Raw genomic sequence first — 25537 nt, 5'->3', positions numbered from 1 at the left:
GTACGCCATCTGAGTAGACGGCCGCGCTTAGATCTGCGGAGCTCAGACCGAGCGCGCCGTTTGGCCGGAGGGGTTGGGCTGCTATCGGGTCTGGATGTCCCACAGTCGTGCGGTGCCGTCGTGGCTGGCGGTGGCCGCGGTCTGCCCGTCGGGGCTGAACACCACGGTGGTCACGGTGGTGGTGTGGCCGGTCAGGGGTTCGCCGATGGGGTGACCGGTGGCGGTGTTCCAGAGGCGTACGGTGCCGTCGTCGCTGGTGGTGGCCAGTGTTCGCCCGTCGGGGTTGAACCACACGGTCACGGTGTTGGTGCCAAGGCAGGGTTCCTGCTGGGCGATGACGGGCTTGCCGGTGGCGATGTTCCACAGCCGGAACCCGCCGCAGTCCTCGGCGGCGAGGGTCCGCCCGTCGGGGCCGAACACCACAGCGCTGGTGTATGTCTGGCCGTCGATGTAGTCGACGCCGGTACCCACGAACGAGGGGAGCTCGTAGGCCAGGCTCGTGATGCGTTGTCCGGCGGCGATATTCCACAGTCGGACCACTCGGTCAGCGCCGAAGACGGCGACGGTCTGCCCGCCCGGAGCCAGCACCGCATCGTCCGCGTCGGCGGTGTTGCCGTTCAGCGTTGTGACGAGCCGTCCGGTGGCGGTGTTCCAGAGGCGTACGGTGCCGTCGCCGCCGAGGGTGGTGATCGTCCGCCCGTCGGAGCTGAACTCCCAGTTGTGACCGGCGAAGTAGTCGCCGGGCGGCGGGGTGCTGAGGCTGCGGGTGAGGGTGGCGATGAGGTGGCCGGTGGCGACGTTCCACAGCCGTGCCGTGTCGTGATCGACGGCGCTGTCGCCGACTGCCAGGAGCTGTCCGTCAGGGCTGAATCCGACGCGGTCCACGCGGTCGGTGTGGCCGGCCATGGTCGTGATCAACTCGCCGGTTACGGTATTCCACAGCTGTATGGCGCCGTCGTCGCTGGCGGAGGCAGCGTTTTGTCCGTGTGGGTTGAATGCCCAGTAGCCCTTCAGGGTGGCGATGCGCCGACCGGTGGCGACGTTCCACAGCCATGCGGTGCCGTGATCGTCGCTGTCGCCGCCGACTGCCAAGGTCTGTCCGTCAGGGCTGAACATCACGTAGGACGCTTCTTCCTCGCCGTGGCTGGTCATGGGCTCGCCGATGGGGCGGCCGGTGGCGGTGTTCCAGAGTCTTACGGTGCCGTCGTCGCTGGCGGTGGCCACGGTCTGCCCGTCAGGGCTGAACGCCACGTCGGTCACGATTGCGGGGCGATCGGTCAAGGTGGCCCGTGCGGTGTCTCGCGGAAGGTGGATGACACCAACGATCGAGGCTGTCAGGGCGACCGCGGTCGCGGTCGCCGCCACGATCGGCCGGCGGTATCTGCGCCGATCGGACCCGGGTGTCGCGGGCGTGGCCCGGCCGGGGATGTCAGGGGTCGCGGTGCTTTGGTCGGCGAGGCGTTCCTGCAGGCGGACGTGCCGGAACTGGTATGCGCCGCCGGACTGGCGAAGCAGCTGTCGGTCCCTGGCGTCGGCGAGGAAGCTGAGCAGGCGCAGCGGTAGGCGACCCTGTCCGGCCAGCAGCACCCGGGTGAGCGTGAACCGTGGCCACGCCCGAGTGAGCAGGGCCAGCAGCGCGAAGATCAGCCCGGGGACGACGCACGCCGCACCGATGATCATCAGTTTCACGCTGCCGTCCGGGGTGGGCAGGGTTGTGTCCGTGTCGGTGTCCGCCCACCAGCGGGTCGAGACGGTCGCGGACACGTCGGGGTTGCCGGGCCATCCAGGCCAGCCGGTGAGCCATTGACTGGACAGGCTGCCGAGGATCAGGGCGGCGGCGAGCGCCGGAGCCGTGAGAACAGCCACGACCGCTCCCCGACCGCCGCCGCCACCCAGGAGGATCGACGGTCCTGCCGCAGGAAGCCCTCGGGGCTGGCCTGCGCCGCACTTGTTGGCGGGGCATCAAGCCAGTTGTGTACGGCCAGGGCCACCGCGACCACGACGGCGAGGGCGGTCACGGCAGCGAGCGCCTCGATGTAGGTCTGGATGACGGTGAAGGACCATCCGTCGCTGACCTGGATGGCACCTGCGGCCACGAGCAGGACGGGCACGGCGGGGACAGCGATCAGCGCCGCGCCGGTCGCGAACCCGCGGCGTAGCCGGCCCAGCGAGCCGCGGATCGCGAACGACAGCCGTCCTGGTGCCCGACCGGCTCCCGCGTACCAGATCACGATCGCGAAGATGGTGAACGTGCCGCCGACAGCGGCTGCGACGGTCAGCGCTTCATCCAGCGGGATGGCGTCTTCGGTGTTCGCGTTGGTGTTCGCGGCGGCGATCCCGGCTGAGATCCCACTCATCAGCGCGATGCCTCCGCCGATGCCGATGCCGGGGGCGACCCAGGGTGAGAGCAGTCGTTGGCTGAGCCGCCACCAGGCCAGGTCACGTTCGCGGTAGCGATGCAGGTAGATGGCCAGGAAGGTCAGCCAGGGCCGCGCCTGCCGCGCTGTCCACCGAGCAGGTGTCTGGTGCACCGGGTTGCCGGAGGGCAGGCGATCCGGGGCGTACGCGGCATCGATGACCCGGTCGGTGAGGTGGTCCTCCACCGCGTGACGACAGTCGAACCGGGTGGCGTCCAGCAGGTCGCCGGGGTCCCCGCCGAGGCGCTGATAGACCATGCGCGCGAGGGCGAGCATCAGCGGGGTGGACAACGCCGAGGCCACCGGACCCTGCGGCTGGGCTCGCACGTCGGCGTAGACGGCTTCCCACGCGGTGCCGTCGGGCCAGTCGACCTGGGACAGGTACCCGATGACATCGGCCGCGGGCACCGGCACGATCTGTACAACCGGCGCCCGGTGCAGGGTGGGCGCGCCATCGGTGATCACGTCGGCGTACTCGGCGGTGCGGCACGTCACCACGATCGGGTGGTCGGCACCGATGGCGTGGTTGAGCGCGCGGACCGCGCCGCGGCGGGCCGACTCGGGTATCTCGTCGAGTCCGTCCAGCACTGGCATCAGGAGCCGATGGTCAAGCAACCGGCGTGGGATCTCCGACCGACCGGCCGGCGTAGTAGGAGTCGGCCAACGTGCGTACCACCCAGTCGTCGAGACCCTCGCGGACCGGATCCCACGACGAGGCTGCCAGCAGCACCGGTACCGGCGCGCCGCTGGCTCGTGCCTTCAGCAGGCCCAGCGTGAGCAGCATGGCCAGGACGGTCTTGCCCGCGCCGGGCTCGCCGACGATCACCAACCGGCCGCTGGGTATGCGTCGGTATCCGTCGGCGAGTTGGACGACAACGTCGTCGAAGCGACCGTCCATCCGCCCGGCCAGCCGGTCCCGTACGACCCGGTGTGGGCGTTCGTCGAGGTCACCACGCGTGCTTGTCCAGGACAGCGGCAGTACCTTCGGATCGCGCAGGTGCCGGGCGGCGACCTCGCCCAGCCACTCCGCCTGAACGATCTGCGCCAGGTTGTCGGCCAGCCCTTCGGCGTCGCGCCAGGAGGCTTCGCTGCGGCGCAGGTAACTGGCGGCGGACAGGGCCGCTTGCGCGAAGCCGCAAAACAGGCCCGCCACCCCGGCCCACGCGGCGCCGTCCGTCAGATCACGGGTGAGCGACCATGTCCCGAGCCCCACTATCGCGATGGCCGAGCCAGCCAGGACAAGCTTTCCGAGGAACCGATGTGATGATTGTTCTGGCATCCAGTCACCCGCCAGGTTGTAGCGCGACCGGCGTCCACACAGTTCCCCAACGGCTGGGCGTCGCACGAACGCCGCGCGTATCGCTGGGTAAGCATCCCGTGATTGGTCGGGGAAAGGGATCCGGAAGTCGGCTTTAGTTTGCGTCCTGCCGCAACATGATTTCGGACGAGTCGCCGATGTCATCGACCCCGGCGACGCGCGCCGACAACGTGGACAACCGCAACCGCTAGAGACCTTTCGGGGTCAGGTTCAGAATCAGGATCGAGTTCTGAGCTACCGCGGCGCTCGTCGCAGTCCAGACCGTCGCTCCCGCGGCCTCACCCTGCGCGGTCCACAACCAACCCCGACGGCTGGTTTCTGGGCCGTATACCTCACAGTCATGAATATGCCTCTGAGGTATGGGGCCTTGGGTCTTGTGCCGCGGGGCTGGCAGCGCTGGTCGGGGGTTTCGGCGAGCGCTTGCGAGCCGCCGACCTGCGCGGTGCCCGCGGGAGCGTGCGGTCCGCAGGTGACGCGGGCCGGGGCATGTCCGTCCGGGCAAACCCCAGACGCCGCCTGACCCCAAACCTAAAACGTCTCTAGACCGATCATTGTCGTTCGCAGGTAGCCGTAGGACGTCGATTCCCACCGCCCATAGTGACCGGCCGCACGCCGACACCTTGCAGAAATCGAAATCCGCAAGGTTGATCCGAACGCTCGACGTCGCCGAAACTCGGACCTACTTTGCGGTCTCCTGGCAGCACGTCGATCATCCGCAAATCCTCAGTCGACGGCGACAGCAGCCCCGTTGCTTCCGCCCGAGCCTTGCGAGTCGGACTTGCGTGGCGATCTGTGCGGGACGCCGGACCTCTCAACCCTCGCCGACCCCGTGCCACAAGGTTGGCGAAAGGCCCGACCAACGAAATAGCCGATGGCACGGTGGACAAGGCGGAGTCGGTGAACCTTCGCCGCTCACCCGGGAACCCATGAACAACAGCTCGAACGGTGTCGAGGCGGTTGGCGAAACATCGGACCAAACGATTCACAGCCGATAGACATGTAGGTGGTACGCGCAGGCCATGGCCGGACGGCTTCCCGGCAAGACCGTCCTGATCCCTTGACCTGACCGGCGCTTGTCCGGGGAGCGAGACGGCTCTGGCCAGGTCGTGGCGGTCAGCCGCCGTGGTGCGGGACGGTCAGGTAGCCGCCCATGTGGTACATCAGCGGCGGGTGGGCTTCGTCGAGGTGGTCACCCGCCACCGGCTCGCCCAGCACGATCGTGTGATCGCCGGCGTTGAGCCGGTTGACCACCCGGCACACCAGCCAGGCCAGCGGATCGGTCAGCAGCGCGACGCCATGTGGCCCGCGGCGCCACGACAGGTCACCGGCGAATCGGTCGATGCCTTTCGTGGCGAACCGGCGGGCCACATGCTCCTGCCGCTGGTTGAGGATGTGCACGCCGACGTGGTGGGCCGCCTCCACGGCCGGCCAACTCGACGACGACCGGTCGAGGCAGAAGGAGACCAGCGGCGGGCGCAGCGAGACGGAGGTGAACGAGGTCGCGGTAAAGCCGACCGGCGGATTGGCGTCCGCCGTGACGACCACGACCGACGCGGCTTGCCGGCGCAGCAGCGCGCGGAACAGGTCGGGCTCGATGGATGCGGTGGCCTGGTCGGTGCGGTCCGGGGCGATCGTCATCACGCTTCTCCGTCCTTTTGCGGCGCCCGCCGGCGCCGTCACTCAGTCAGCCGGGGTTGCCGTCGCCTCGACGGGGAGGCCGGCGTCGCGCCACCGCGCGAAGCCGCCCTCCACGTGGGCGACGTTCACGAAGCCGTCGGTGACCAGGGCTTCGGCAACGGGTCGGGAACCGTCGACGGAGCCGCAGACCACCACGATCGGGGTGTCCACCGAGACGAGGCCGAACACGGCCTTGAGGTCGTTGCGGTCGGCGATGACCGCGCCAGGGATGGCGCCGTCCGCCTCGCGGCGGGGTGCGCTGCGTACGTCGACGAGGAGGGCGCCGTCCGCGACGCGCTCGCCGGCGTTGGCGGGGGAGATGAGTTGGGGTGTGGGCGGGTTGGACACCGTAGCTCCTGATGGGTTGGGACCGGTGGCGATGGGGCGGTCCGGCAGCGTGGCCCACTGTGACCACGAGCCGGGGTAGAGGACGGCGTCGGGCACGCCGGCGATGGTCAGCGCGGCGATCTCGTGCGCCGCGGTGACGCCGGATCCGCAGTAGACACCCACCGGCCGGCCCGGCTCGACGCCCAGCGTGGCGAACCGCTCGGCCAGCTCCCGCGGGGTACGGAAGGTGCCGTCGGCGTTGAGGTTGTCGGCGGTGGGTGCGCTCACCGCGCCGGGGATGTGACCGGGCTTGGGGTCGATCGACGCCACCTCGCCGCGGTAGCGCTCGCCGGCCCGCGCGTCCAACAACAGACCGCCGTCGGCGACCAGCCGGGCCGCGCCGTCCGGCCCGACCGACGGCAGCCGCGCGGGGCTGAGCTCGACGTCGCCCGGCTCGGCGTACTCGTCGCCGGTGGCGACCGGGTGCCCGGCGGCACGCCAGGCGGCCAGCCCGCCGTCGAGCAGCCGCACGTCGGCCAGCCCGGCCCAGCGCAGCAGCCACCACGCGCGGGCCGCGGCGAGGTTGCCGTTGTCGTCGTACGCCACCACGGTGTCGCCGGCCCGGATGCCCCAGGACCGGGCGGCGGCCTCCAGGCTGGCCGGGTCGGGCAGCGGGTGCCGGCCCAGCCCGTCGGCCGCCGGCGCGGCGAGCTCGGTGTCGAGATCGACGTAGACGGCGCCGGGGATGTGGCCGGCGCGGTACTCCCCGCGCCCGGGCGGCCCGCCGAGGCGCCAGCGTACGTCCAGCAGCCGTACGTCGGGGCGCGCGGCGACCTCGTCGGCGGTGATCAGGACGGTCATGTCAGATGGCCTTTCCGGGGTTGAGGATTCCGGCGGGGTCGAAGATCTGCTTGATCTGGCGTTGCAGGGCGAGCACGTCGGTGCCGAGCTCCCGTTCCATCCAGCCGCGCTTGAGCGCGCCGATGCCGTGCTCGGCGCTGACTGTGCCACCGAGCGCGAGGGCGAGCGCGAAGATCTCGTCGGCGGCCCGCCGCGCCGGCTCCGGGTCGTCGCCGACGAGGATGATGGGGTGCAGGTTGCCGTCCGCGGCGTGCGCGAAGACGTAGATGTCCGCGCCGGTTGCGGCCGCGATCGCGGGTACGGCGTCGATGGCCTCGCCGAGCCGGGAGCGCGGCACGGCGATGTCCTCGATGAGCGTGTGCCCCTTGGCCTGGATGGCAGGCAGGGCGTCGCGGCGGGCGGCGGAGAGGACGGCCGCGGTGCCGGGATCGAGCGTCGTCTCCACCGATGTCGCGGTCGGGGTGAGCACCTTCGCGACGAGGTCGATCTCCTCCTGCGCGCCGTACCCGTCAGCCTGCACGAGCAGGAACGCGTCGCCGCGCCGGGCCAGGTCGGTGCCGCGCAGGTCGTCGATGGCCGCCAGGGTCCGGCCGTCGACCAGTTCCACCACTGCGGGGCGTAACCCGGCCGTCGCCAGCGCGACCGATGCGGCGGCGGCGTCGGTCACGGTGGCGAAGAACGCGGCCGCGGTGCCGATCCGGCTCGGCCGGGGCAGCAGGCGCAGGGTGGCGCCGACGACGACGCCGAGCGTGCCCTCCGAGCCGACGAACAGGCTCGCCAGGTCGAGCCCGGTCACTCCCTTGACGGTTTGGTGTCCGATGTGGACAAGGCGGCCGTCGGCGAGGACGATGTCGAGGGCGAGCACGCTGTCGCGGGTCACGCCGTACTTGGCGCCGCGCAGCCCGCCCGCGTTGGTGGCGATGTTGCCGCCGACGGTGCAGATCTCCACGCTGCCCGGATCGGGCGGGAAGAACAACCCGTACGCCGCGGCGGCGCGGTCGAGGTCGGCGGTGATCACGCCGGGCTCGACGCGGGCGACGCCGTCGATGGGGTCGATGTGGAGGATGCGGTCGAGGCCGGACACGTCCAGGACGATGGCGCCCGTGCCCGCCGACGCCGCGCCGGCCAGCCCGGTGCCGGCACCGCGGGTGACCACGGGTGTGCCGCGGCGGGCCGCCTCGGCCAGCGTGCGCCGCACGTCGTCCACGTCGCGGGCGCGTACCACCGCCAGCGGCGTGCCGCCGGGCGCCCAGCCGGAGCGGTCCGCGAGGTCAGACACCCGCGTTCACCCCGAGCAGATCCGCCACCCGGTGCGTGCCGGGCGGGTCGCCGGCCACCGCCTGGGCGCCCAGCAGTCGCTGCAGGCGTTCGTTCAGCGGTGTCGGAACCCCGTACCGGCGGCCCAGCCGCACGATCTCGCCGTTGAGATGGTCGACCTCGCTCGACACCCCGCGGGCGACGCTCTGCCAGGTGGACGCCCGGCCCGGCGTGTGCCCGGGCACCGGCTCGACGGTCAGCCGGAACCGGCCGCCGCGCAGGGCGTCCGCGCCACCGGCGGGGACGATCCCGGCGGCGGCGTACGCGGCGGTGGCCTCCGCGGCCAGCAGCTCGGCGGCCCGCGCCTTCTCCTCGGGGGTGCCGTCGAGCAGGTCGAGTCCATTGCGGACGTTGCCGAGTAGCTTGCGCGCCTTCCACGCGGAGATGTCCCGGACGCTGTGTACGCCGTAGCCGGCCTGGGTCAGGTCGCGCACGTACTCCTCCTGGTCCGGGTCGGCCCGGTCTGGATAGCGGCCGAGCCAGGCGACGCCGATCAGGGGGTATGACGGGCTAACCACCTCGCCGGGGGTCAGATAGCTGGCCGCGATGCCGATGGTCACGCCGTAGACCCGGGCGAAGCGGCGCAGCGCGAGCTCCTCGGCGACCAGGCCGTTCTGGACGGTGAGGATAGGCAGGTCGGCGGCGAGGCCATCACTATCGGCCAAGGGCTGCCAGGCCCACTGCGCCAGTGCACCCTCGACGTCCTGCGCCTTAGTCGCCAGCACGAGAACGTCGCGCGTGGACAGTCGCACCTCGGCGGGGCCACCGGCGGCATCCAGCCGTACCGTCTGGGTGGCGTGCGGGCGGCGTACCCGAAGGCCACCGGCGCGGATCGCGGTCAGGTGTGGGCCGCGGGCGACGAGCACGGCGGGGATGCCGGCCAGCTCGAACTGGGCGGCGAGCAGGGCGCCGACGGCGCCCGCCCCGATGACGACGTAGCGGCGGCTCACGATCGTGACTCCTGCCGGTCGCGGCGGCCCGGGATGGCGTCCAGTAGCTGCCGGGTGTATTCGCTCGCGGGGCTGGCGAAGACCTGCGCGGTCGTCCCCTGTTCGACGACGCGTCCACGATGGAGCACCGCGACGCGGTGCGAGATCTGCGCGACGACGGCGAGGTCGTGCGACACGAACAGGTAGCTCAACCCCAGCTCGCGCTGCAGGTCGGCGAAGAGGGTGAGGATCTGGTCCTGGACCGAGACGTCCAATGCGGACACCGGTTCATCTAGCAGAAGCAGGTCGGGGCGCAGGGCGAGCGCCCGGGCGATCGCGACCCGCTGGCGCTGCCCGCCGGACAGCTCGGCCGGGCGCCGGCGCAGGAACGACTGCGGCAGGCTGACCTGATCCAGTAGCTCGCGGGCGCGGGCGCGGCGCGCGGCGCGGTCACCGACTCGGAACGACACCAGCGGCTCGGTGACCACCTCCTCGATGCTGAACCGTGGGTCGAGCGACGCGAACGGGTTCTGGTGCACCAGCTGGAACCGCCGGCGCAGGGGCCGCAGCCGGCGCCAGCTCAGCCCGCTGATCTCGGTGCCGTCGAAGACCACCCGGCCCTGGGAGGGATGTTCCAGGCCAAGCGCGACGCGCAGCGTGGTGGTCTTGCCGGAGCCGGACTCGCCGACCAGTGCGAGCGTCTGTCCAGTGGGGACGGACAGAGAGACACCGTCGACGGCGCGGACGGTGCGGTCGCCCTTCGGAGAGCGGGGGAGGGTGAAGTCCTTGGTGACTCCTTCGAGCTGGAGCAGCGGCGGCGCGTCCACCACGCCGGTGTATCGGGGCACGACGCGGCCGCCCCCGCCCAGACCGGGTGCGGCGGCGATCAGCCGCTGGGTGTACGCCTCGGCCGGGCGTACCAGCACGTCGTCCGGCGACCCTTGCTCGACGACGCGGCCGTCGTGCATCACGAGCAGCCGCTGGGCGCGATCGGCCGCCACCGCGAGGCTGTGGGTGATGAGCAGTAGGGAGAGCCCGCGTTCGGCGACAAGGCGTTCGAGGTGATCCAGGATCCGCTTCTGCACGGTAACGTCCAGCGCGCTGGTCGGCTCGTCCGCGATGATCAGCTGTGGGTGGCCGGCCAGCGCGATGGCGATCAGCACCCGCTGCCGCATCCCGCCGGACAGCTCGTGCGGGTACTGGCGGGCACGCAACACCGCGTCGTCCAGGCCGGCGGCCTCCAGCGCCTCGACCACCTCGGCGTCCACCGACCGCTTCGGCAGGTCGGCACGGCGGCGGACCGCCTCGGCCACCTGGGGGCCGACCCGCAGGGTGGGGTTCAGGCCGACCATCGGATCCTGGGGGACGAGCCCGACCACGGTGCCACGGACCGCCCGGAAGGCCCGGTCGCCGGCACGCGTGAGGTTGTGACCGGCGACCTCGATCGTCCCGCCGGTGACGGTCGCCGAGCCGGGCAGTAGTCCAAGGATGGCCGAGGCGAGGGTGGTCTTGCCCGAGCCGGACTCGCCCACCACCGCGACCGTCTCTCCCTTGTGGATGGACAGGTCGAGGTCGGTCACCGCGGCGGTGTGCTGCCGTCCACGGCCGTACACGATGGACAGTCCACGCACGCGAAGGAGTTTTTCCGTCATCGCTGCAGCTCCTCCATGCTCTTCGAGATGTGGTTGAGGCTGAAGACCACCAGTCCCACGAAGAGCCCGGGGAGCAGGCTCAGCCACGGCGATGTGATGAGGTAGTTGCGGCCCTGCGAGATCAGCGTGCCCCACTCGGCGGCTGGCGGCGGCGCGCCGAAGCCGAGGAAGCTCAGCGCCGAGACGGCCAGGATCGCCACGCCGAAGTCGAGCACGGCGAGGGCCAGCACCGGTCCCCAGGAGTTGGGCAGGATGTGCCGCACCAGGACCCGTGGCCACGACGCGCCGCCGGTGCGGGCCGCCTCGACGTACGGCAGCGTCTTGACCTTGAGCACCTCCGCCCGGGTGATCCGGGAGAACCCCGGAAAGATCCCGACGGCCACCGCGATGGCGGTCGGCAGGATCCCGAAGCCCAGCGCGGTCACGATCGTCAGCGCGAGCAGGAGCCGGGGGATGGCGAGGGTCACGTCGACCACCCGCATCAGGACGGCGTCGAGCCAACCGCCGAGGAAGCCGGCGACGACGCCGATCGCCAGGCCAGCGACCAGCGCGAACCCGACCGCGCCCAGGGTCGCCTGGATGGTGAGCGTCGAGCCGTGCAGCACCCGGCTGAACAGGTCGCGGCCGAGCTCGTCGGTGCCGAACCAGTGCGCGCCGCTCGGCGGTTTGAGCTTGTCGACCGGCGCGGTCGCGGACGGGTCGTACCCGGTGAACCAGCTGGGAAACACCGCCGACACCACCACGAGTGACACGAACGCGGTGGCGAGCACCAGCCCCGGCCGGCGCAGCGCTGCCGGCCACCGCCCGCGCCGTACCGCGGTGACCGGCGGGGTGGTACGCGACTGTTCCGCTTCGACGGCGACGTCGAGTGACATGGCAACCTCCGGGCGGTCAGGACACCCGCTGCGTGTGGGTGACGCGCGGGTCGAGCAGCGGGTAGATCAGGTCGACGACGAGGTTGATCGCGACGAACACGGTGGCGGCGATGAGCACGATCGCCTGTACGACGTGGACGTCCTGGGCCAGCACGGCCTCCTGGGCGAGCCGGCCGACGCCCTCCCGGGTGAACACCGTCTCGGCGACCACCGCCTCGGTGACGGTGGCCCCGAGCAACAGCCCGAGCAGCGTCAGCGCCGGGAGGGCGGCGTTGCGCAGCGCGTGCCGGGCCTGGACGGCGTTGCGGGACAGGCCCTTGGCACGCGCCGTGGTGATGTACGGCTCGCCCAGCGTGTCGTTGAGGCTGCGGGTCAGCACCTGGGCGAGCATCGCGGCGGTCGGCGCCGACATCATCACGGCCGGCAGGATGAGGCTCCGCCACCCGTCGGTGCCGGTGGCCGGCAGCCAGCCGAGCGAAAACGCGAACACCTGGATCAGCAGCAGCCCGACGAAGAACGGTGGGAACGAGACCCCGATCGCCGGCAGCCGGGCGAGGAGGATCTTCGCCGGCCGCCACTGGACCCAGGCGGCCAGGTAGGCGACGGAGAGGCCGCCCACGAGCGTGAACAGGATGGCGGTCGCGCCGAGGGCGATCGTGGAGCCGAGCCGCTCGTCGAGCAGCTGCGACACCGGGACGTGTTTGGAGATGGAGTCGCCGAAGTCCAAGCGAACGAGGTGCCAGAGCTGGTCCAGGTACTGGACGTACACCGGCTTGTCCAGGCCGTACTGGGCCTCCAGGGCGGCCAGCTGCTCGGGGCTGAGATCGTCCGCCTGCATGTCGCCGGCGGCCAGTAGCAGCGCCACCGGGTTGCTGGGCAGCAGGTACAGCACGACGAAGGTCGCGGTGAACACCGCCCAGAGCACGCCGACCGCCTGGGCGATCCGGCCGAGGATGTAGCGCAGCATGGCGGCCTACCGTGCCAGCCAGATGTCGTTTGCCCGCAGGAACGCCTCGCTGGTGAAGGCGAATCCCTGTACCTTGCCGGACAGGCCGGCGACCTGGACCCGTTCGTAGACCGGAAACGAGACGCCCTGGGCGATGAGGTACTGCTGCAGCTCGGTGTAGACCTGGCCGCGGGCGGCCGGATCGGTGGCCTGCAACCCCTTGGCGAACAGCTCGCTGACCTTGGTGGCGGTGGCGGCGTCCTGGCTGTACTTCGCGCTGCCCTGCTGGCTCACCGCCTGGTCGAGCACCGAGCCGAGCACGCTGGGGTCGGCCCGGGTCAGGTACGTCAGGACCAGGTCGAAGCCGCCGCTGGCGAGGATTTCGACGCGCTGGGCGGCGGTGACGACCTTCAGCTGCAGGTCGATTCCGATCTTCTTGAGCTGGTCCTGCACGAGCTGGTCGCCGGGCAGCGCGACGGTGACCGGGTCGACGAGCGTGAGCTTCTTGCCGTCCTTGTAGCGGTAGCCGTCGCCGCCGAGCTTCCAGCCGGCCTCGTCGAGCAGGCGGCCGGCGCCGTCCGGGTCGAACGCCAGTGCGGCGGACTGGTCGGCGAAGTGCGGCGTCGTGGAGTCGAACACGCTCGCCACGACCGGGTACTCGCTCCAGTAGATGGTCGAGGCGTACGTCTTGCGGTCGATCGCCTTCTGCAGCGCCTGCCGGACCTTCAGGTCGGCCAGTGGCCCGCCCTTGGCGACGTTCGGCACCAGTTGGTAGCTGATGCCAGGCAGCGGGCGCGACTCGATGCTCCCGCCGGCGGCCTCGACGAGCTGCTGGTCGGCCTCGGAGATCGGCTCGCGCGGCCAGGCGATGTCGATGGCGCCGCTGGTGAGGCTGCCGACCCGGACGCTGTCCTCCTTGATGTAGCTGACCTCGATTTCGTCCAGGTACGCCGCGCCCTGGTTCTTGACCAGCCCGGACGGCCAGGCGTAGTCCTTGCGCTTGGTGAGGTGGGCTTCCTTCGCCGCGGTGTAGCTGTCCAATGTGAACGCCCCGGACCCGACGACCTTGCCGGCGCACCGCTGCTCGGGCGTCTCCTGGTAGGTCTTCGGCGACAGGATCGCCAGCGTGGTGGTCGAGGTGGCTTGCAGGAAGGCCGCGTTGGGCGTGTTGAAGTCCACCGTGACGGTGTCGGCATCGACCACAGTGGATGATTTGTAGCCGGCCAGGTAGGTCAGGCCGAGCAGCGACTTCGGCCCGAGCGCGTACGTGCCGTCCAGGGCGGTCTTCACCGCGGTGGCGTCCAGCGGCGTGCCGTCGCTGAACGTCACCCCCTGGCGGAGGTTGAAGGTGTACGTCTTGGCGTCGGCCGAGACGGTCCAGTCGGTAGCCAGCCAGGGCACGATTTTGCCAGTCTCCGGGTCCTGGTCGGTGAGCGAGTCGGCGATCTGGCGGTCCAGCGAGCGGCTCTCGATCCAGTAGACCTGGTTGGGGTCGATGCAGCCCTGCGCGTCGTCCCAGAAGGCGATCTTCAAGGTGCCGCCGGGGACCGGCGTGTCGCCGGCGGAGGCCGTCGTGGAGCCACCGCCGCCACAGGCGGCGAGGCCCATCACGGCCGCGAGCGACAGGGCCCCGATGCGTCTGGGCTTTCTCATGGCGGTGCCGTCTCCTTTATGAGGGGTACGCGGCAAGCACGCGCTTGCCGGCGATGAGCAGGGCGGCGTCGTCCTGCGGCGGGTGCACGCGGGAGGCGAGCACGTCACGCAGGTGGCGTTCAAGGGGGTTGTGGCGGGTGAGGGCGGGGTTGCCCAGCGCTGCCACGGCGGTCTGCACGGCCGTGATGGCCGAGCGGGTGGCCAGCAGCTTGCCGAGCACCGCCCGTTCGGCGGCGTTCTCGTCGCCGGCGTCGATCCGGGCGGCGAGGCCGAGCAGGATCTCCTCGGCCTGTACCAGTTGGCTCTCGATCTCGCCGGCGACGCTCTGGATGCGTTCGGTGGTCGCGATCGGCCGGCCCAGCGACGTGGGGACGCGCTCGTTCGCGAAGCGGACGAAGAAGTCCCGCGCCGCCCGCGCGACGCCGACGTAGAGCGCGGCCGCGGACAGCCCGGCACCCGCGTACGCGCGGACCTCGGGGCGCTGCTGGGACAGCGGGGTGCCGGTGAAGTGGTCGGCCGGGATCTCGACGCCGGTGTAGATGACGTCGTGGGTGCTGGAGGCGCGCAGCCCGAGGTGGTCCCAGGTCTGGACGACCTCGATGCCCGGCGCGTCGGCTGGCACCACGGCGTGCGCCAGCAGCGGGTCCTCGTCCTCGGTGGCCGCCCACACCAGGTGGTAGCTCAGCCCTTCCGAGCCGGTCGCGTACCCCTTGCGTCCATTGAGGACCCATCCGTCCGCGGTGCGCCGGATCTTCGTGGCCGGTAGGCCGCCGCGCGCCGGCGCGCCCCACTCGGGTTCGGCGCGGATCGCGTTCAGCAGAACCGGCCGGTCGGCGGAGTCGGCGACGACCCGGCGGTACACCTCTTCGGGCCACCACGGGGCGCGGTCCTGGAACTGGTGCTGGAGCACGGTCATCGCGGTCAGCAGGGCCACCGACGGATCGCCCTGCCCGAGCGCGGCGAAGAGCCGCACACCGTCCACCGTGGACAGGCTGGTGCCGCCGTACCGGGGCGCGATGCCGGCCCGCAGCAGCCCGGCCCGGTGGACGGCCTCGATGCCGGCCCAGGGAAACTCGGCGGACCGGTCGTACTGCTCGGCCGTCTCGGCGAGCTGCCGGCTCACCCGGGCCAGGGCCGCCTCGGACAGGTCCGGCGCCGGCAGCGCCGTCGTCAGGCTGGCCGTCACGACGCCACCAGGTCGTTCTCGGGTACCAGCGGGGGCTGTTCGACGACCTGACCGCGCTTGCCGGTCTGCGCCCGGTGGGCGAGCTCCTGCCGCACCAGGGGGATGATGTAGCGGCCGTAGTCGATGGCGTCGTTGAGGTTGTCGTAGCCGCGGATCGAGATCAGGTCGGCGCCGAGGTCGACGTAGTCCAGGATCGCGGCGGCGACGGTCTCGTAGCTGCCCACGAGGGCGGTCGAGGCGCCCATCGCGCCGGTGGCCGACGCGGTGGGTGTCCACAGCGCCCGGTCGTGCACATCTTTGCGGGCGGCGATCTCCAGCAGCCGCTGCGATCCCACGTTGGCCGGTCCGTCGCCGCCGTCCCAGCGCTTCTTCGGCGCCCACAGGCTCTGGCCGCGGCTGGTGCGATCGCGCAGGATGTCCAGGACGTGGTGCGCCTTCTCCCAGGCGAGGTCGTCGGTCGGGGCGACGATCGGCCTGAACGTGACCCACGTCCGCGGCACGTCGCTCCGCCCGGCGCGGCGGGCCTCCTGCCGTACCCGTTCGATCTGCTGCCTGGTGTCAGCGAGCGGCTCGCCCCACAGCCCGAAGATGTCGCCGAGCGCGCCACCGACCCGGTACGCCTCGTCGGACGAGCCGCCGACGGATATCGGGATCGTGCCGTTGACCGGCTTCACGTACGAGATGAAGTCCTCGAACGAGTAGTACGTGCCGGAGTGGTCGAACGGCGTGCTGGACGACCAGACCTGGCGCAGGATGCGGATGTACTCCTCCTCGCGCGCATAGCGCTCGGCCTTGGCCAGCCGGTCGCCCTCGCGTGCCTGCTCCTTGTCGCTTCCACCGGCGATGAAGTGCACGACGGCCCGTCCGTTGGACAGCTGATCCAATGTGGCCAGTGATTTGGCCGCGACGGTGGGGTAGATGGTGTTGGGTCGCAGCGCGATGATCGGCTTGATCCGCTCGGTGAACTGGGTGAGCGCCGCCGCGACCGTGAACGGGTCGTGGAACGAGGAACTGTACGGGACCAGGGTGTAGTCGAACCCGCCGTCCTCGAGGACCCGGGCGTACCGCCGGAGGAAGGCGACGTCGATGGCCCGGTCGGCGGAGCCGTTGACCTCGTTGCTGTTGTTGACGTTGATGGCGCTGATAAATTCGACCGGCATGTCGAGTCGTACTCCTGACGTGTGGTGGCGGGTGGCGAGGCGCTGAAGCCGTGGGCACGGCGCGGTCGCGCCGTTACGGGAGAAGGGTCAGCGAGCGCTGCGACAGCACCGGTGACCGCGACACCGGTGAGAAGGGCCGACCGCCGACCGGGCGCCGGTGTGCGCCCTCGGGTAGGTCTGCCTGGTCATGACCAAACCATACTTACCCGATAGGAATACGTCCAACCGCGATTCGTTGACCCGACCGATCGGAGACTCCGATCGGTCCAGCGATCAGGCGACGCTGCGCAGGTACGCCCGGGACGCGAAGAACTCCCCGCCGACCTCGCAGGCCGTGCGCTCCAGCTCCGGGTCGATGCCCCGCCGGGCGACGACATGCAGGCCGGTGTGACCCAGATCAGGCAGCTGCCGCAGCGCCACCAACCCGGGCGGGGTGCGGCCGGCGCTGGGCAGCAGGGCCACACCCAGGCCGGCGCGTACCGCCGCGACCACGCCGTCCAGGCTGGTCGACTCGGCGGTGATGGTCGCTGCCCAGCCGGCCTGGTCCAGCGCCTGCAAAGCCTTCTGCCGCAGACCGCACGGCTCCTCGAACGCCACGACCGGCCACGCCTCGCCCGGTGCCGGCGCCGCGAACCGGGGCGCCGCGTACCAGTGCAGGGGAAGCAGGCCGACCCGCGTGCCGATGGGCTCGGCGCCGGTGAGCACGACCGCCAGGTCGAGCGTGCCGCGGGCGACGGCCTCGGCGAGCTGGGTGGATCGGTCGATCCGGAAGCGAACGGACCGGCCCGGAAAGGCGTGCCGCAGCGCGCCCAGCAGCTGGGGGAGCATCTGGTCGGCGGCGTGCTCGGTGGAGCCGACCACGATGGTCGGCTCGTTACTGACCTCCAGCCGTCGCAGCGACTCGTCGTGTACGGCGAGGATCCGCCGCGCCTCCACCAGCAGCGCCTCGCCGCCCGCGGTCAGACGCACACCCCGGCCGGCCTTCTCGACCAGTGGCTGCTTCAGCCGGCGCTCCAGGAGGCGGACGTGCTGGCTGACCGTCGACTGGCTCAGGCACAGTGCCGCCGCGGCGCGGTGGAAGCCCCCGCAGTCGGCGATCGCGATGAGAGTGCGCAAGTGGATCAGGTCGAGCGGCTCCGGCACGACAACCTCTCAAACCTATCGGCTTTGTAGATTATAGCTCAGTGGCGCACGCGCAGATACCGGGTGAGGTGAGCGATCACCTCGCGGGCGTCGTCCTCGATGCCGTGGATGAACGTCGACTTGCGCCGCCGCAGCACCGGCAGCCCCAGCGCGTACAGCCCGGGGCTGTCGACCACGCCGCCGTCGTGGCGCAACTGTCCCTTGGCGTCGACCACGGGCACGTCGAGCCACCCGTAGTCGGGCCGGAACCCGGTCGCCCACACGATCGTGCGGATCTCGCCGCTGCGCAGGTCGACCTGTAGCCGAGTCGACTCGGGCATGCGGGTGGGCGCGAGGCGCTCGGGAGGGTCGACCTCGGCGTCGTGTCCGTGCGTCCGGGCCCACTCGTCGAACGTGTCCAGCAGGCGCTTCAGCTTGAGGTCCGCGAGCGAGAACACGTTGCGCAGGCCGCCGGAGAACAGCGCGTGGCCGTCGCGTACGGCGGCCCAGCGGCCCACCAGCTCGACGCCGGTCGCGGCGAGCGCGTTGAGATCGAGCGTGCTCCGCTCGGGGGTGCCGACGAGCTGCGGGGAGGGTAGCCGCCGGGCCCGGGTCAGGTCGTCGACCTGGTCGTACCGCTGGTCCCACACGCCGGACGCGTCCATCCACCACAGCACGTCCCGTCCGCGGTACGTGCGCGGCAGCCGGACGTGCTCGCCGACCGAAAGGACCACCGGCCGGCCCGATCGCCTCAGCTCGGCTGCCAGTTGCACGCCGGTCGCCGACGCTCCCACGACGAGGACGCCGCCGTCGGGGAGCTTGGCGGGGGAGTGGTAGTCGAACGGTGTCAGTTGCTCGACGGACTCCGGCACCGCGTGCCTGATCTGCGGCACCGCCGGCTGGTTGCACGCGCCGCTCGCGATGACCACCGCCCGGCAGCGGATCTCGCCGCGGCCTGTCGTCACCTGGTAGCCATCGTCGACGGCTGTCACCGACGTGACGTTGGTGCCGGTCCGGATGGGGGCGCGCGAGACGGTGGCGAAGCGGCCGATGAACTCGATCACTTCGCCGACCGTCATGTAGCCGTCCGGGTCCGGGCCTTCGTAGCGGTGGCCCGGTAGGCGGCTTTGCCAGTTGGGAGTGAGCAGTCGCAGCGACTCCCAGCGTTCGTACCGCCAGGAGTTCGCCACCTCACCGCGTTCGAGTACGACGTGGTCGATCGACCGCTCGGTGAGGAAGTGGCTCGCGGCGAGGCCGGCGTGCCCCGCCCCGATGACGACCGCGGTGACCTGCTCGATGGCGCGTGCCTCCCTCAGGCGACCTCGACGGTGACGTTCGTCGGGTTGGTGAGCGCGTCGAACACGGCCGAGCGCTTCTGGGACTGGGCCACCAGCGCTTCGATGTCCTGCTCGGAGGCGTCCGCGTCGATCTTGAATGTCACCTTGATGTCGTTGAAGCCGTTGCGGACGTCGCTGTCGACACCGAGGATCCCGCGGATATCGTGCTGGCCCTCGACCGTCGACTCCACCGAGCGCAACTGGATGCCGCGGTTCTGCGCGACGGACGCGACGCCCGCCGTCAGGCAGCTCGCGAGGCCGACGAGGAGGTACTCGATCGGCGTGATGCCGTTGTCCTCGGCCGCGAAGACCTCGGGGTGGTCGGCGTCGAACACCGCGTCGGACTTGTGGGCATGTTCCTGCCCGAGCCCGAAGAAGTTGCTCACCGTGGTCGTGCTGTGCACCCCGTTCTGCCATTTGGCGGATGCCCGCCAGGTGAACTGAGCTGCCTCGGGGGCGCCCTTCAGCGCCTGCCGTGCGTCGAGCAGCGCCTGAACGTTAACTCCGTTGTCGACCATGGTCATGGCGGGTTCTCCTCATTACCGATGGGCGTGGTAGACAATAGCATCGGGAGGACAAGGATGGCCATGAACGCGGTTGTCGAGACGCGGTACCTCGACCTGCCCAAGCCGCTGCGGCTTGACTGCGGACGGGAGCTGGCCTCGGTCCGGGTGGCGTACGAGACCTACGGCGTCCTCGCACCAGAGCGGGACAACGTCATCCTGGTGTGCCACGCGCTCAGCGGTGATGCCCACGCGGCGGGTCTGTCGAAGACACCCGAGGAGAGCACGCGCGACGGGTTCGCGGCGGAGGACCGGGACGGAACAGCCGGCAAGGGGCTTGGTTGGTGGGACGGGATGATCGGTCCGGGCAAGGCGTTCGACACCGACCGCTACTTCGTCGTCTCCACGAACCTGCTTGGCGGCTGCCGCGGGACCACGGGACCGTCATCGGTCGACCCGGCCACGGGTAAGCCGTACGGGTCGGACTTTCCGGTGATCACCGTGGCGGACATGGTGCGCACGCAGCGCGCGTTCCTGGACGTACTCGGCATCGGGCGGCTCGCGGCGGTGGCCGGCGGATCGCTCGGCGGGATGCAGGCATTGGAATGGGCGATCCTGTTTCCCGAGCAGGTCGACGCCGTCGTGGCGATCGCCAGCACGCACGCCCTGCACCCGCAGGGCCTGGCCTGGAACGCGATCGCGCGTGACGCGATCATGCGCGATCCTGCCTGGCAGGGCGGTCACTACTACGGCACCGGCAGAACGCCGGACGGCGGCATGGGCGTGGGGCGGATGGTCGGCCACGTGACGTACCTGTCCGCGCCGGCGCTGGATGACAAGTTCGGCCGGCGGCTGCAGTTCGCCGACGACATCCGCTACACGATCACCGAGCCGGAGTTCGAGGTCGAGAGCTACCTGCGCCACCAGGCCGACTCGTTCGTCCGGCGCTTCGACGCCAACACCTATCTGTATCTGTCGCGCGCGTTGACGTATTTCGACCTCGCACGGCAGCATGGCGGCGGATCGCTCGTGCGGGCGCTCGACGGCGTTTTGGCGCGGACGCTGCTGATCGCCTTCAGCTCGGACTGGTTGTACCCGCCCGCCGCGTCGAGGCAGATCGAGGACGCCCTGCGCGCCCTCGGCAAGCCGGTCGAGTACCACGAGATCGAGGCGCCGTACGGCCACGACTGCTTCCTGCTGGAGGAAGCGCGTCAGACGCCCATCGTCCGCCGTTTCTTGGAGATGCCTTCGTGACAGACCGCGACTTTGGATTCGAGACCCGGCAGCTGCACGCCGGGCAACGACCCGACCCGAACACCGGCGCGCGTGCGGTGCCGATCTTCCAGACGACCAGCTACGTGTTCGAGGACCCGGAGTCGGCGGCGGCGTACTTCAACCTGCAGGAGTACGGGAACACGTACTCGCGCATCATGAACCCGACCGTCGCGGTGTTCGAGGAGCGGGTGGCGAATCTGGAGGGTGGCTGCGGTGCGGTGGCGTTCGCCAGCGGCATCGCCGCGCAAGCGGCCGCGCTGTTCACGCTGCTGCAGCCGGGCGACCACGTCGTGTCGTCCACGGCGCTGTACGGCGGGACGGTGAATCAGCTTAAGCATCTGTTGCGCAAGATGAGCGTCGAGCTGACGTGGGTCGACCCCGACGACCCGGACGCGTGGCGGCGTGCGGTCCGCGCGAACACGAAGGCATTCTTCGGCGAGACGATCGGCAACCCCGCCGGGAACGTGCTGGACATCGAGACCGTGGCGTCCATCGCGCATGAGCACGAGCTGCCGTTGATCGTGGACAACACGTTCGCCACGCCGTACCTGTGCCGCCCGATCGAATGGGGCGCCGACATCGTCATCCACTCGGCGACGAAGTTCATCGGCGGGCACGGCACGAGCATCGGCGGCGTTGTCGTCGAGGCCGGCACGTTCAACTGGTCCAACGGCCGGTTTCCGGTGATCGCGGATCCGTCGCCCGCCTACCACGGCCTACAGTTCCACGAAACGTTCGGCACCTACGGCTACCTGATGAAGCTGCGGGCCGAGACCCTCCGCGACCTCGGCGCGGCGCTCTCACCGTTCAACGCATTCTTGTTCCTTCAGGGGCTTGAGACACTGTCGCTGCGGATGCAGCGCCATGTCGAGAACGCGCGGGCGGTCGCGGCGTTTCTCGAGTCGCACGAGCTGGCCACGAACGTGACCTACCCGGGCCTGCCAGCAAGCAGGTACCGCCCGCTCGTGGACCAGTACCTGCCACGCGGGGCGGGCGCGGTGTTCTCGTTCGACTGCGCCGGCGGCCGGGAGGGTGGGCAGGACCTCATCCGCGGCGTGACGCTCTGGTCCCACCTGGCGAACGTGGGCGACGCGAAGAGCCTGATCATCCATCCCGCCAGCACGACACATCGCCAGCTCGGCGACGACGAGCTGCGGGCGGCCGGCGTCGCACCGGGGACGGTACGCCTGTCGGTCGGGACCGAGTCCGTCGAAGACCTGATCTGGGACCTGGAGCAGGGTTTCGCGAAGGTGGTGGCCACGGCATGAGCATCGACCTCGACCGGTACCAGGACACGTCGGCGATCCAGCGCGTGCTGCACACCGCGCGGACCATCGCGATCGTGGGACTGTCGAACAACGAGCTACGCGCCAGCAATTTCGTCGGCTACTACCTCAAGCGGCATGGCTACCGAGTGATCCCCGTCAACCCGCGCGAGACGACGATCCTCGGCGAGACCAGCTACCCGAGCCTGCTCGACGTTCCCGTGCCGGTGGACCTGGTGAACGTCTTCCGCGCGCCGGACGCGCTGCCCGCGATCGCCCGGGACGCGGTCGCCATCCACGCCGGTGCCCTCTGGTGCCAGTTCGGTGTGATCAACGAGGAGGGCGCGCGGATCGCGGAGAACGGCGGCCTGACGGTGATCCTGGACCGTTGCCTCAAGGTCGAGCACGCGCGCTACCTGGGCCGGATGCACTGGCTCGGCCTCAACACGCAGCGCATCACGTCCGTCCGCTCCGGCCTCCAGTAGCCGGTCGCCAGCCAGAGCTGCTCGCCCAGCTCGATGCGCCCAGTCAGACGGGATGGGCGAGGCCCAGGTGGTCCCGCAGCGTCACCCCGTCGTACTCGGTCCGGAACACGCCACGTTCCTGCAGCAGCGGTACGACGGTGTCGGCGAACTCGTCCAGCCCGCCGGGCACGAGGTGCGGTACGAGGATGAACCCGTCGCTGGCGTCCCGTTGGACCAGCTCGTCGATGGCCGCGGCGACGGTGGCGGGCGAGCCGATGAAGGTCTGCCGGCCGCTGACCTGGATGACCAGGTCCCGGATCGACAGCTTCTTGGTTTCGGCCAGCTCGCGCCATTGCCGCGCGGTCTGCAACGGGTCGCCGAACATCCGTACGCTGGCGCGGCCGCGTACCACGGTGTTCTCGCCGACAAGCGGGTCGACGTCGGGCAGCGGCCCCTCCGGGTCGTACCCGGACAGGTCGCGGTTCCACACCTGCTCCAGGAAGCGCAGCGCGGTCCGGCCGCTGACCTGTTGGTGCCGGACGACGTCGGCGCGCTCCTGGGCGGCGGCGTCGGTGTCGCCGAGCACGAAGGTCGCGGCCGGCAGGACGAGGAGTTGGTCCGGTGCGCGGCCGTAGCGGGCCAGCCGGCCCTTGACGTCGGCGTAGAAGTCCTGTCCCGCCTGTAGTGTGCTGTGCCGGCTGAAGATGGCGTCGGCGGTGGCGGCGGCGAACTCGCGGCCGGCGTCGGAGTCGCCCGCTTGCAGGATCACCGGCCGGCCCTGCGGCGAGCGCGGCACGTTGAACTGCCCGGCGATGTCGAAGTGCGAGTCCCGGTGCGCGAACGCGCCGGCGCCGGGCCGGCGCAGGAACGCGCCGGACGCCTGGTCCGCGACGATTTCGTCGCCCTGCCACGAGTCGAACAGCTCCCATGCCGTACGCAGGAACCGCTCGGCGCGCTCGTAGCGGTCCTCCTGGCGCAGGAAGCCGCCGCGGCGGAAGTTCTCGCCGGTGAAGGCGTCCCACGAGGTGACCACGTTCCATCCGGCGCGGCCCGCGGAGAGGTGGTCGAGGCTGGCGAACTGGCGGGCCACCTCGTACGGCTCGTTGAAGGTGGAGTTGATGGTGCCGGTGAGCCCGAGCCGCTCGGTGACGGCGGCGAGCGCGGCGAGGACGGTGAACGTGTCGGGCCGGCCGACCACGTCGAGGTCGTAGATGAGGCCGTTCTGTTCGCGCAGGCGCAGGCCCTCGGCGAGGAAGAAGAAGTCGAACTTGGCGCGTTCGGCGGTCTGTGCGAGCCGGACGAAGGAGTCGAACTCGATCTGGCTGCCGGACTCGGGGTCGCTCCACACCGTGGTGTTGTTGACGCCGGGGAAGTGGGCGGCGAGGTGGATCTGCTTGGGCATGTCAGGCACCCCCGAGCGCGTACCGGTTGGCGGGACGGGGCAGGCCGAGCAGTCCGCGGAGTGTGCTGGCCTCGTACCCGTGCCGGAAGGCCCCGCGGCGTTGCAGTTCCGGCACCAGGCCGCGGGTGATGGCGGTGAGGTCGTGGGGGAGTGTGGCCGGTCGCAGCCGGAAGCCGGCCAGGCCGGCGACCTGCCACTGCTGCAGCAGGTCGGCCAGCTGTCCTGGCGTGCCGGTGAAGACATAAGCGTCCGATGTGTACGGTGTGCCGGCCAGCGCGTCGAGCCGGTCCTTGCGGGTGACGGCCTCCTTGGCGGTGTCGCCGAGGAAGACGACCACGTCGCCGAAGACGAGTGGTCCCGGGCCGACCTCGCCGGCGATGTCGGCCGCCTGGCCGGTGTCGAACGGGGTCACGAAGGCCACGTCGGACGAGCGGGCGGCGAACCGGTACGGCACCGCCGAATGGGCGAGCGCGGTGACCACCGGCTGGCCCTGCGGCGGACGGGGCACAATGGACGGTCCGCGGACGGTCAGCCACTTGCCGGCGAAGTCGATGTAGTGCAGCTTGTCGCGGTCGATGAAGCGCCCGGTCGCCGCGTCGCGGACCTCGGCATCGTCCTCCCAGCTGTCCCAGAGCCTGCGCACCACCTCGACGTACTCGGTCGCCTCGTCGAACAGGTTCGCGATCAGCTCGACCATCGCGGGCGATCCGAGGTCGTCGAGGCTGAAGCGGGGGATCTCCCGGCGCCCGAAGTGCCGCGCCTCGTGGCTGCGGCCGGAGACCTGCACGCGCCAGCCGGCCCGCCCCTTGCTGGCGTAGTCGAGCGTCGCGATCGCCTTGGAGACGTGGAACGGCTCGGTGTGCGTGACGGTGGCGGTCGGGACGAGTCCAATGTGGTGGGTTGTCGGCGCGACGCGAGCGGCGATGAGTACCGCGTCGAGCCGGCCGCGGACCTGGTCGGTGCGTTCGTCCGGCCCGTCGAAGCGGGACGACTGCAGACCGAGCGCGTCTTCGATGGTGACGAAGTCCAGGAGGCCGCGCTCGGCCTCCTGGACCAGGCCGGCCCAGTACCCGGCCGTGAAGAGCGCCTCCGGTCGCGCGTCCGGCTCCCGCCAGGCCGCCGGATGCCAACCGGCGCCGTCCAACGCGACCGCCAGATGCAGCGGGGATGTCGTGGTCACGCGGCGCCCCATTCCTTGGCCAGCAACTCGTACGAGCGGACCCGGTCCGCGTGGTCGTGGGTGATCGTGGTGACCAGCAGCTCGTCCGCTCCGGTGGCATCGCGCAGGATGCGCAGCTTCTCCGCCACGGTCTCCGGCGCGCCGACGAACTGGGTGTCGATCCGGTCGGCGACCAGCTCGCGTTCCTCGTCGGTCCAGGCGTGGGCGGCGGCCTCGGCCGGGGACGGGAACGGCGGGGCCCCCTGCCCGCTGCGGATGGAGCGCACCCACAGCCCGTACGGCGAGGCCAGCTCCCGGGCGGTCTCGTCGTCGGGGGCCACGACGGCGTCCGCCGATACGAGCACGTGCGGCCGATCGAGGACGCCGGGCCGGAACGCTTCCCGGTACGCCTCGACCGCTTCGAGCACGCTGGCCGGACTGACGTGGTAGTTGGCGGCGAACGGCAGGCCAAGCGCGCCGGCGACCTGCGCGCTCTGCCCGGCGCTGCTGCCCAGGATCCACACCTCGACGTCCGCGCCCTCCCGGGTACGGCGTGCAGGTCGACGTCGCCGACCAGGTAGCTGCCGGACAGGAGGGCGAGAATGTCGCCGACCTGCTCGGCGAAGTCCGGCGACTGGGCCCCCGGCTGCTGCAAGACCGCGGTCTGCGCGGCCAGACGCGGCGAGGCGAGC

22 protein-coding genes and 1 pseudogene are annotated in these 25537 nt (G+C 70.8%); 3 read left to right on the top strand and 20 right to left on the bottom strand.

What is annotated here, in order from left to right:
- Positions 1-81: 81 nt before the first annotated feature.
- The 17 genes and pseudogenes from Prum_RS06180 to Prum_RS06100 all read right to left on the bottom strand — a co-directional run bounded on the left by Prum_RS06180 (position 82) and on the right by Prum_RS06100 (position 19301).
- The gene (locus tag Prum_RS06180; RefSeq protein WP_173073888.1) at positions 82-1866 is read right to left on the bottom strand and encodes a WD40 repeat domain-containing protein; all 1785 of its coding nucleotides are present in this window, start codon (positions 1864-1866) and stop codon (positions 82-84) included.
- Positions 1827-3011 carry a hypothetical protein gene (locus Prum_RS06175; RefSeq protein ID WP_173074707.1) on the bottom strand — a complete coding sequence of 395 codons (1185 nt, stop codon included), beginning with the start codon at positions 3009-3011 and terminating at the stop codon, positions 1827-1829. The genes Prum_RS06180 and Prum_RS06175 overlap by 40 nt, the downstream gene beginning before the upstream one ends.
- 13 nt (positions 3012-3024) lie before the next feature.
- Positions 3025-3630 (bottom strand): hypothetical protein, encoded by a 606-nt coding sequence (locus Prum_RS06170; RefSeq protein ID WP_173073884.1) that lies wholly within the window; start codon positions 3628-3630, stop codon positions 3025-3027.
- 1218 nt (positions 3631-4848) lie between these two features.
- Positions 4849-5373: a flavin reductase family protein gene (locus Prum_RS06165; protein ID WP_173074705.1), complete on the bottom strand. Its 525-nt coding sequence runs from the start codon at positions 5371-5373 to the stop codon at positions 4849-4851.
- Between the two features lie 42 nt (positions 5374-5415).
- Positions 5416-5760 carry a rhodanese-like domain-containing protein gene (locus Prum_RS55715; protein ID WP_173083450.1) on the bottom strand — a complete coding sequence of 115 codons (345 nt, stop codon included), beginning with the start codon at positions 5758-5760 and terminating at the stop codon, positions 5416-5418.
- 3 nt (positions 5761-5763) lie between these two features.
- Positions 5764-6600 (bottom strand): annotated as a pseudogene (locus tag Prum_RS06155) (sulfurtransferase); the annotation flags it as partial.
- A gap of 1 nt (position 6601) precedes the next feature.
- On the bottom strand, positions 6602-7879 hold the full coding sequence (locus tag Prum_RS06150) for an FAD-binding oxidoreductase (protein WP_173074703.1): 1278 nt from the start codon (positions 7877-7879) through the stop codon (positions 6602-6604).
- Positions 7872-8867 (bottom strand): ketopantoate reductase family protein, encoded by a 996-nt coding sequence (locus tag Prum_RS06145; protein WP_173074701.1) that lies wholly within the window; start codon positions 8865-8867, stop codon positions 7872-7874. The genes Prum_RS06150 and Prum_RS06145 overlap by 8 nt, the downstream gene beginning before the upstream one ends.
- Positions 8864-10498 carry a dipeptide ABC transporter ATP-binding protein gene (locus tag Prum_RS06140; RefSeq protein WP_173074699.1) on the bottom strand — a complete coding sequence of 545 codons (1635 nt, stop codon included), beginning with the start codon at positions 10496-10498 and terminating at the stop codon, positions 8864-8866. Before Prum_RS06140 ends, Prum_RS06145 begins: the two co-directional genes overlap by 4 nt.
- A complete protein-coding gene (locus tag Prum_RS06135) occupies positions 10495-11373 on the bottom strand; it encodes an ABC transporter permease (protein ID WP_173074698.1) in 879 nt (292 codons plus the stop codon). The genes Prum_RS06140 and Prum_RS06135 overlap by 4 nt, the downstream gene beginning before the upstream one ends.
- 16 nt (positions 11374-11389) lie before the next feature.
- Positions 11390-12340: an ABC transporter permease gene (locus Prum_RS06130; RefSeq protein WP_173074696.1), complete on the bottom strand. Its 951-nt coding sequence runs from the start codon at positions 12338-12340 to the stop codon at positions 11390-11392.
- A 6-nt stretch (positions 12341-12346) separates the two neighbouring features.
- A complete protein-coding gene (locus Prum_RS06125) occupies positions 12347-13972 on the bottom strand; it encodes an ABC transporter substrate-binding protein (protein ID WP_173074694.1) in 1626 nt (541 codons plus the stop codon).
- A gap of 16 nt (positions 13973-13988) precedes the next feature.
- A complete protein-coding gene (locus tag Prum_RS06120; protein WP_173074692.1) occupies positions 13989-15158 on the bottom strand; it encodes an acyl-CoA dehydrogenase family protein in 1170 nt (389 codons plus the stop codon).
- On the bottom strand, positions 15155-16318 hold the full coding sequence (locus Prum_RS06115) for an LLM class flavin-dependent oxidoreductase (protein WP_173074690.1): 1164 nt from the start codon (positions 16316-16318) through the stop codon (positions 15155-15157). The genes Prum_RS06120 and Prum_RS06115 overlap by 4 nt, the downstream gene beginning before the upstream one ends.
- A 273-nt stretch (positions 16319-16591) precedes the next feature.
- Complete coding sequence (locus Prum_RS06110) at positions 16592-17461, bottom strand: LysR substrate-binding domain-containing protein (RefSeq protein WP_173074688.1); 870 nt, start codon at positions 17459-17461, stop codon at positions 16592-16594.
- A gap of 38 nt (positions 17462-17499) precedes the next feature.
- Positions 17500-18714 carry a flavin-containing monooxygenase gene (locus tag Prum_RS06105; RefSeq protein WP_218577693.1) on the bottom strand — a complete coding sequence of 405 codons (1215 nt, stop codon included), beginning with the start codon at positions 18712-18714 and terminating at the stop codon, positions 17500-17502.
- A 38-nt stretch (positions 18715-18752) separates the two neighbouring features.
- Positions 18753-19301 (bottom strand): OsmC family protein, encoded by a 549-nt coding sequence (locus Prum_RS06100; protein ID WP_173074686.1) that lies wholly within the window; start codon positions 19299-19301, stop codon positions 18753-18755.
- Between the two features lie 63 nt (positions 19302-19364).
- On the opposite strand from Prum_RS06100, the gene metX reads away from it, so the two are divergent.
- The 3 genes from metX to Prum_RS06085 are packed head-to-tail and all read left to right on the top strand — an operon-like array spanning position 19365 to position 22305.
- The gene (gene metX / locus Prum_RS06095; RefSeq protein WP_246277682.1) at positions 19365-20534 is read left to right on the top strand and encodes a homoserine O-acetyltransferase MetX; all 1170 of its coding nucleotides are present in this window, start codon (positions 19365-19367) and stop codon (positions 20532-20534) included.
- A complete protein-coding gene (locus Prum_RS06090) occupies positions 20531-21823 on the top strand; it encodes an O-acetylhomoserine aminocarboxypropyltransferase/cysteine synthase family protein (protein WP_173074682.1) in 1293 nt (430 codons plus the stop codon). Before metX ends, Prum_RS06090 begins: the two co-directional genes overlap by 4 nt.
- Positions 21820-22305: a CoA-binding protein gene (locus Prum_RS06085; protein ID WP_173074680.1), complete on the top strand. Its 486-nt coding sequence runs from the start codon at positions 21820-21822 to the stop codon at positions 22303-22305. Before Prum_RS06090 ends, Prum_RS06085 begins: the two co-directional genes overlap by 4 nt.
- A gap of 43 nt (positions 22306-22348) precedes the next feature.
- Here the strand turns inward: Prum_RS06085 and Prum_RS06080 are convergent, their stop codons facing one another.
- The 3 genes from Prum_RS06080 to Prum_RS51010 are packed head-to-tail and all read right to left on the bottom strand — an operon-like array spanning position 22349 to position 25369.
- On the bottom strand, positions 22349-23686 hold the full coding sequence (locus Prum_RS06080; protein ID WP_173074678.1) for an NtaA/DmoA family FMN-dependent monooxygenase: 1338 nt from the start codon (positions 23684-23686) through the stop codon (positions 22349-22351).
- Position 23687: 1 nt separating this feature from the next.
- A complete protein-coding gene (locus Prum_RS06075; RefSeq protein ID WP_246277681.1) occupies positions 23688-24866 on the bottom strand; it encodes an LLM class flavin-dependent oxidoreductase in 1179 nt (392 codons plus the stop codon).
- On the bottom strand, positions 24863-25369 hold the full coding sequence (locus tag Prum_RS51010; RefSeq protein ID WP_246277680.1) for an LLM class flavin-dependent oxidoreductase: 507 nt from the start codon (positions 25367-25369) through the stop codon (positions 24863-24865). Before Prum_RS51010 ends, Prum_RS06075 begins: the two co-directional genes overlap by 4 nt.
- Positions 25370-25537: the final 168 nt, after the last annotated feature.

This window comes from Phytohabitans rumicis (genome assembly GCF_011764445.1).
GTDB lineage: Bacteria > Actinomycetota > Actinomycetes > Mycobacteriales > Micromonosporaceae > Phytohabitans > Phytohabitans rumicis.
The sequence above is the reverse complement of the archived record's forward strand: the minus strand, read 5'-3'. Positions and strand labels throughout refer to the sequence as shown.

Excerpts from the sequence above, each read along its gene's own strand:
- Prum_RS06175 (WP_173074707.1), bottom strand. The coding sequence starts at position 3,011 with ATGCCAGTGCTGGACGGACTCGACGAGATACCCGAGTCGGCCCGCCGC.
- Prum_RS06165 (WP_173074705.1), bottom strand. The coding sequence starts at position 5,373 with ATGACGATCGCCCCGGACCGCACCGACCAGGCCACCGCATCCATCGAG.
- Prum_RS06140 (WP_173074699.1), bottom strand. The coding sequence starts at position 10,498 with ATGACGGAAAAACTCCTTCGCGTGCGTGGACTGTCCATCGTGTACGGC.
- Prum_RS06135 (WP_173074698.1), bottom strand. The coding sequence starts at position 11,373 with ATGTCACTCGACGTCGCCGTCGAAGCGGAACAGTCGCGTACCACCCCG.
- Prum_RS06130 (WP_173074696.1), bottom strand. The coding sequence starts at position 12,340 with ATGCTGCGCTACATCCTCGGCCGGATCGCCCAGGCGGTCGGCGTGCTC.
- Prum_RS06125 (WP_173074694.1), bottom strand. The coding sequence starts at position 13,972 with ATGAGAAAGCCCAGACGCATCGGGGCCCTGTCGCTCGCGGCCGTGATG.
- Prum_RS06115 (WP_173074690.1), bottom strand. The coding sequence starts at position 16,318 with ATGCCGGTCGAATTTATCAGCGCCATCAACGTCAACAACAGCAACGAG.
- Prum_RS06100 (WP_173074686.1), bottom strand. The coding sequence starts at position 19,301 with ATGACCATGGTCGACAACGGAGTTAACGTTCAGGCGCTGCTCGACGCA.
- metX (WP_246277682.1), top strand. The coding sequence starts at position 19,365 with ATGAACGCGGTTGTCGAGACGCGGTACCTCGACCTGCCCAAGCCGCTG.
- Prum_RS06085 (WP_173074680.1), top strand. The coding sequence starts at position 21,820 with ATGAGCATCGACCTCGACCGGTACCAGGACACGTCGGCGATCCAGCGC.
- Prum_RS06080 (WP_173074678.1), bottom strand. The coding sequence starts at position 23,686 with ATGCCCAAGCAGATCCACCTCGCCGCCCACTTCCCCGGCGTCAACAAC.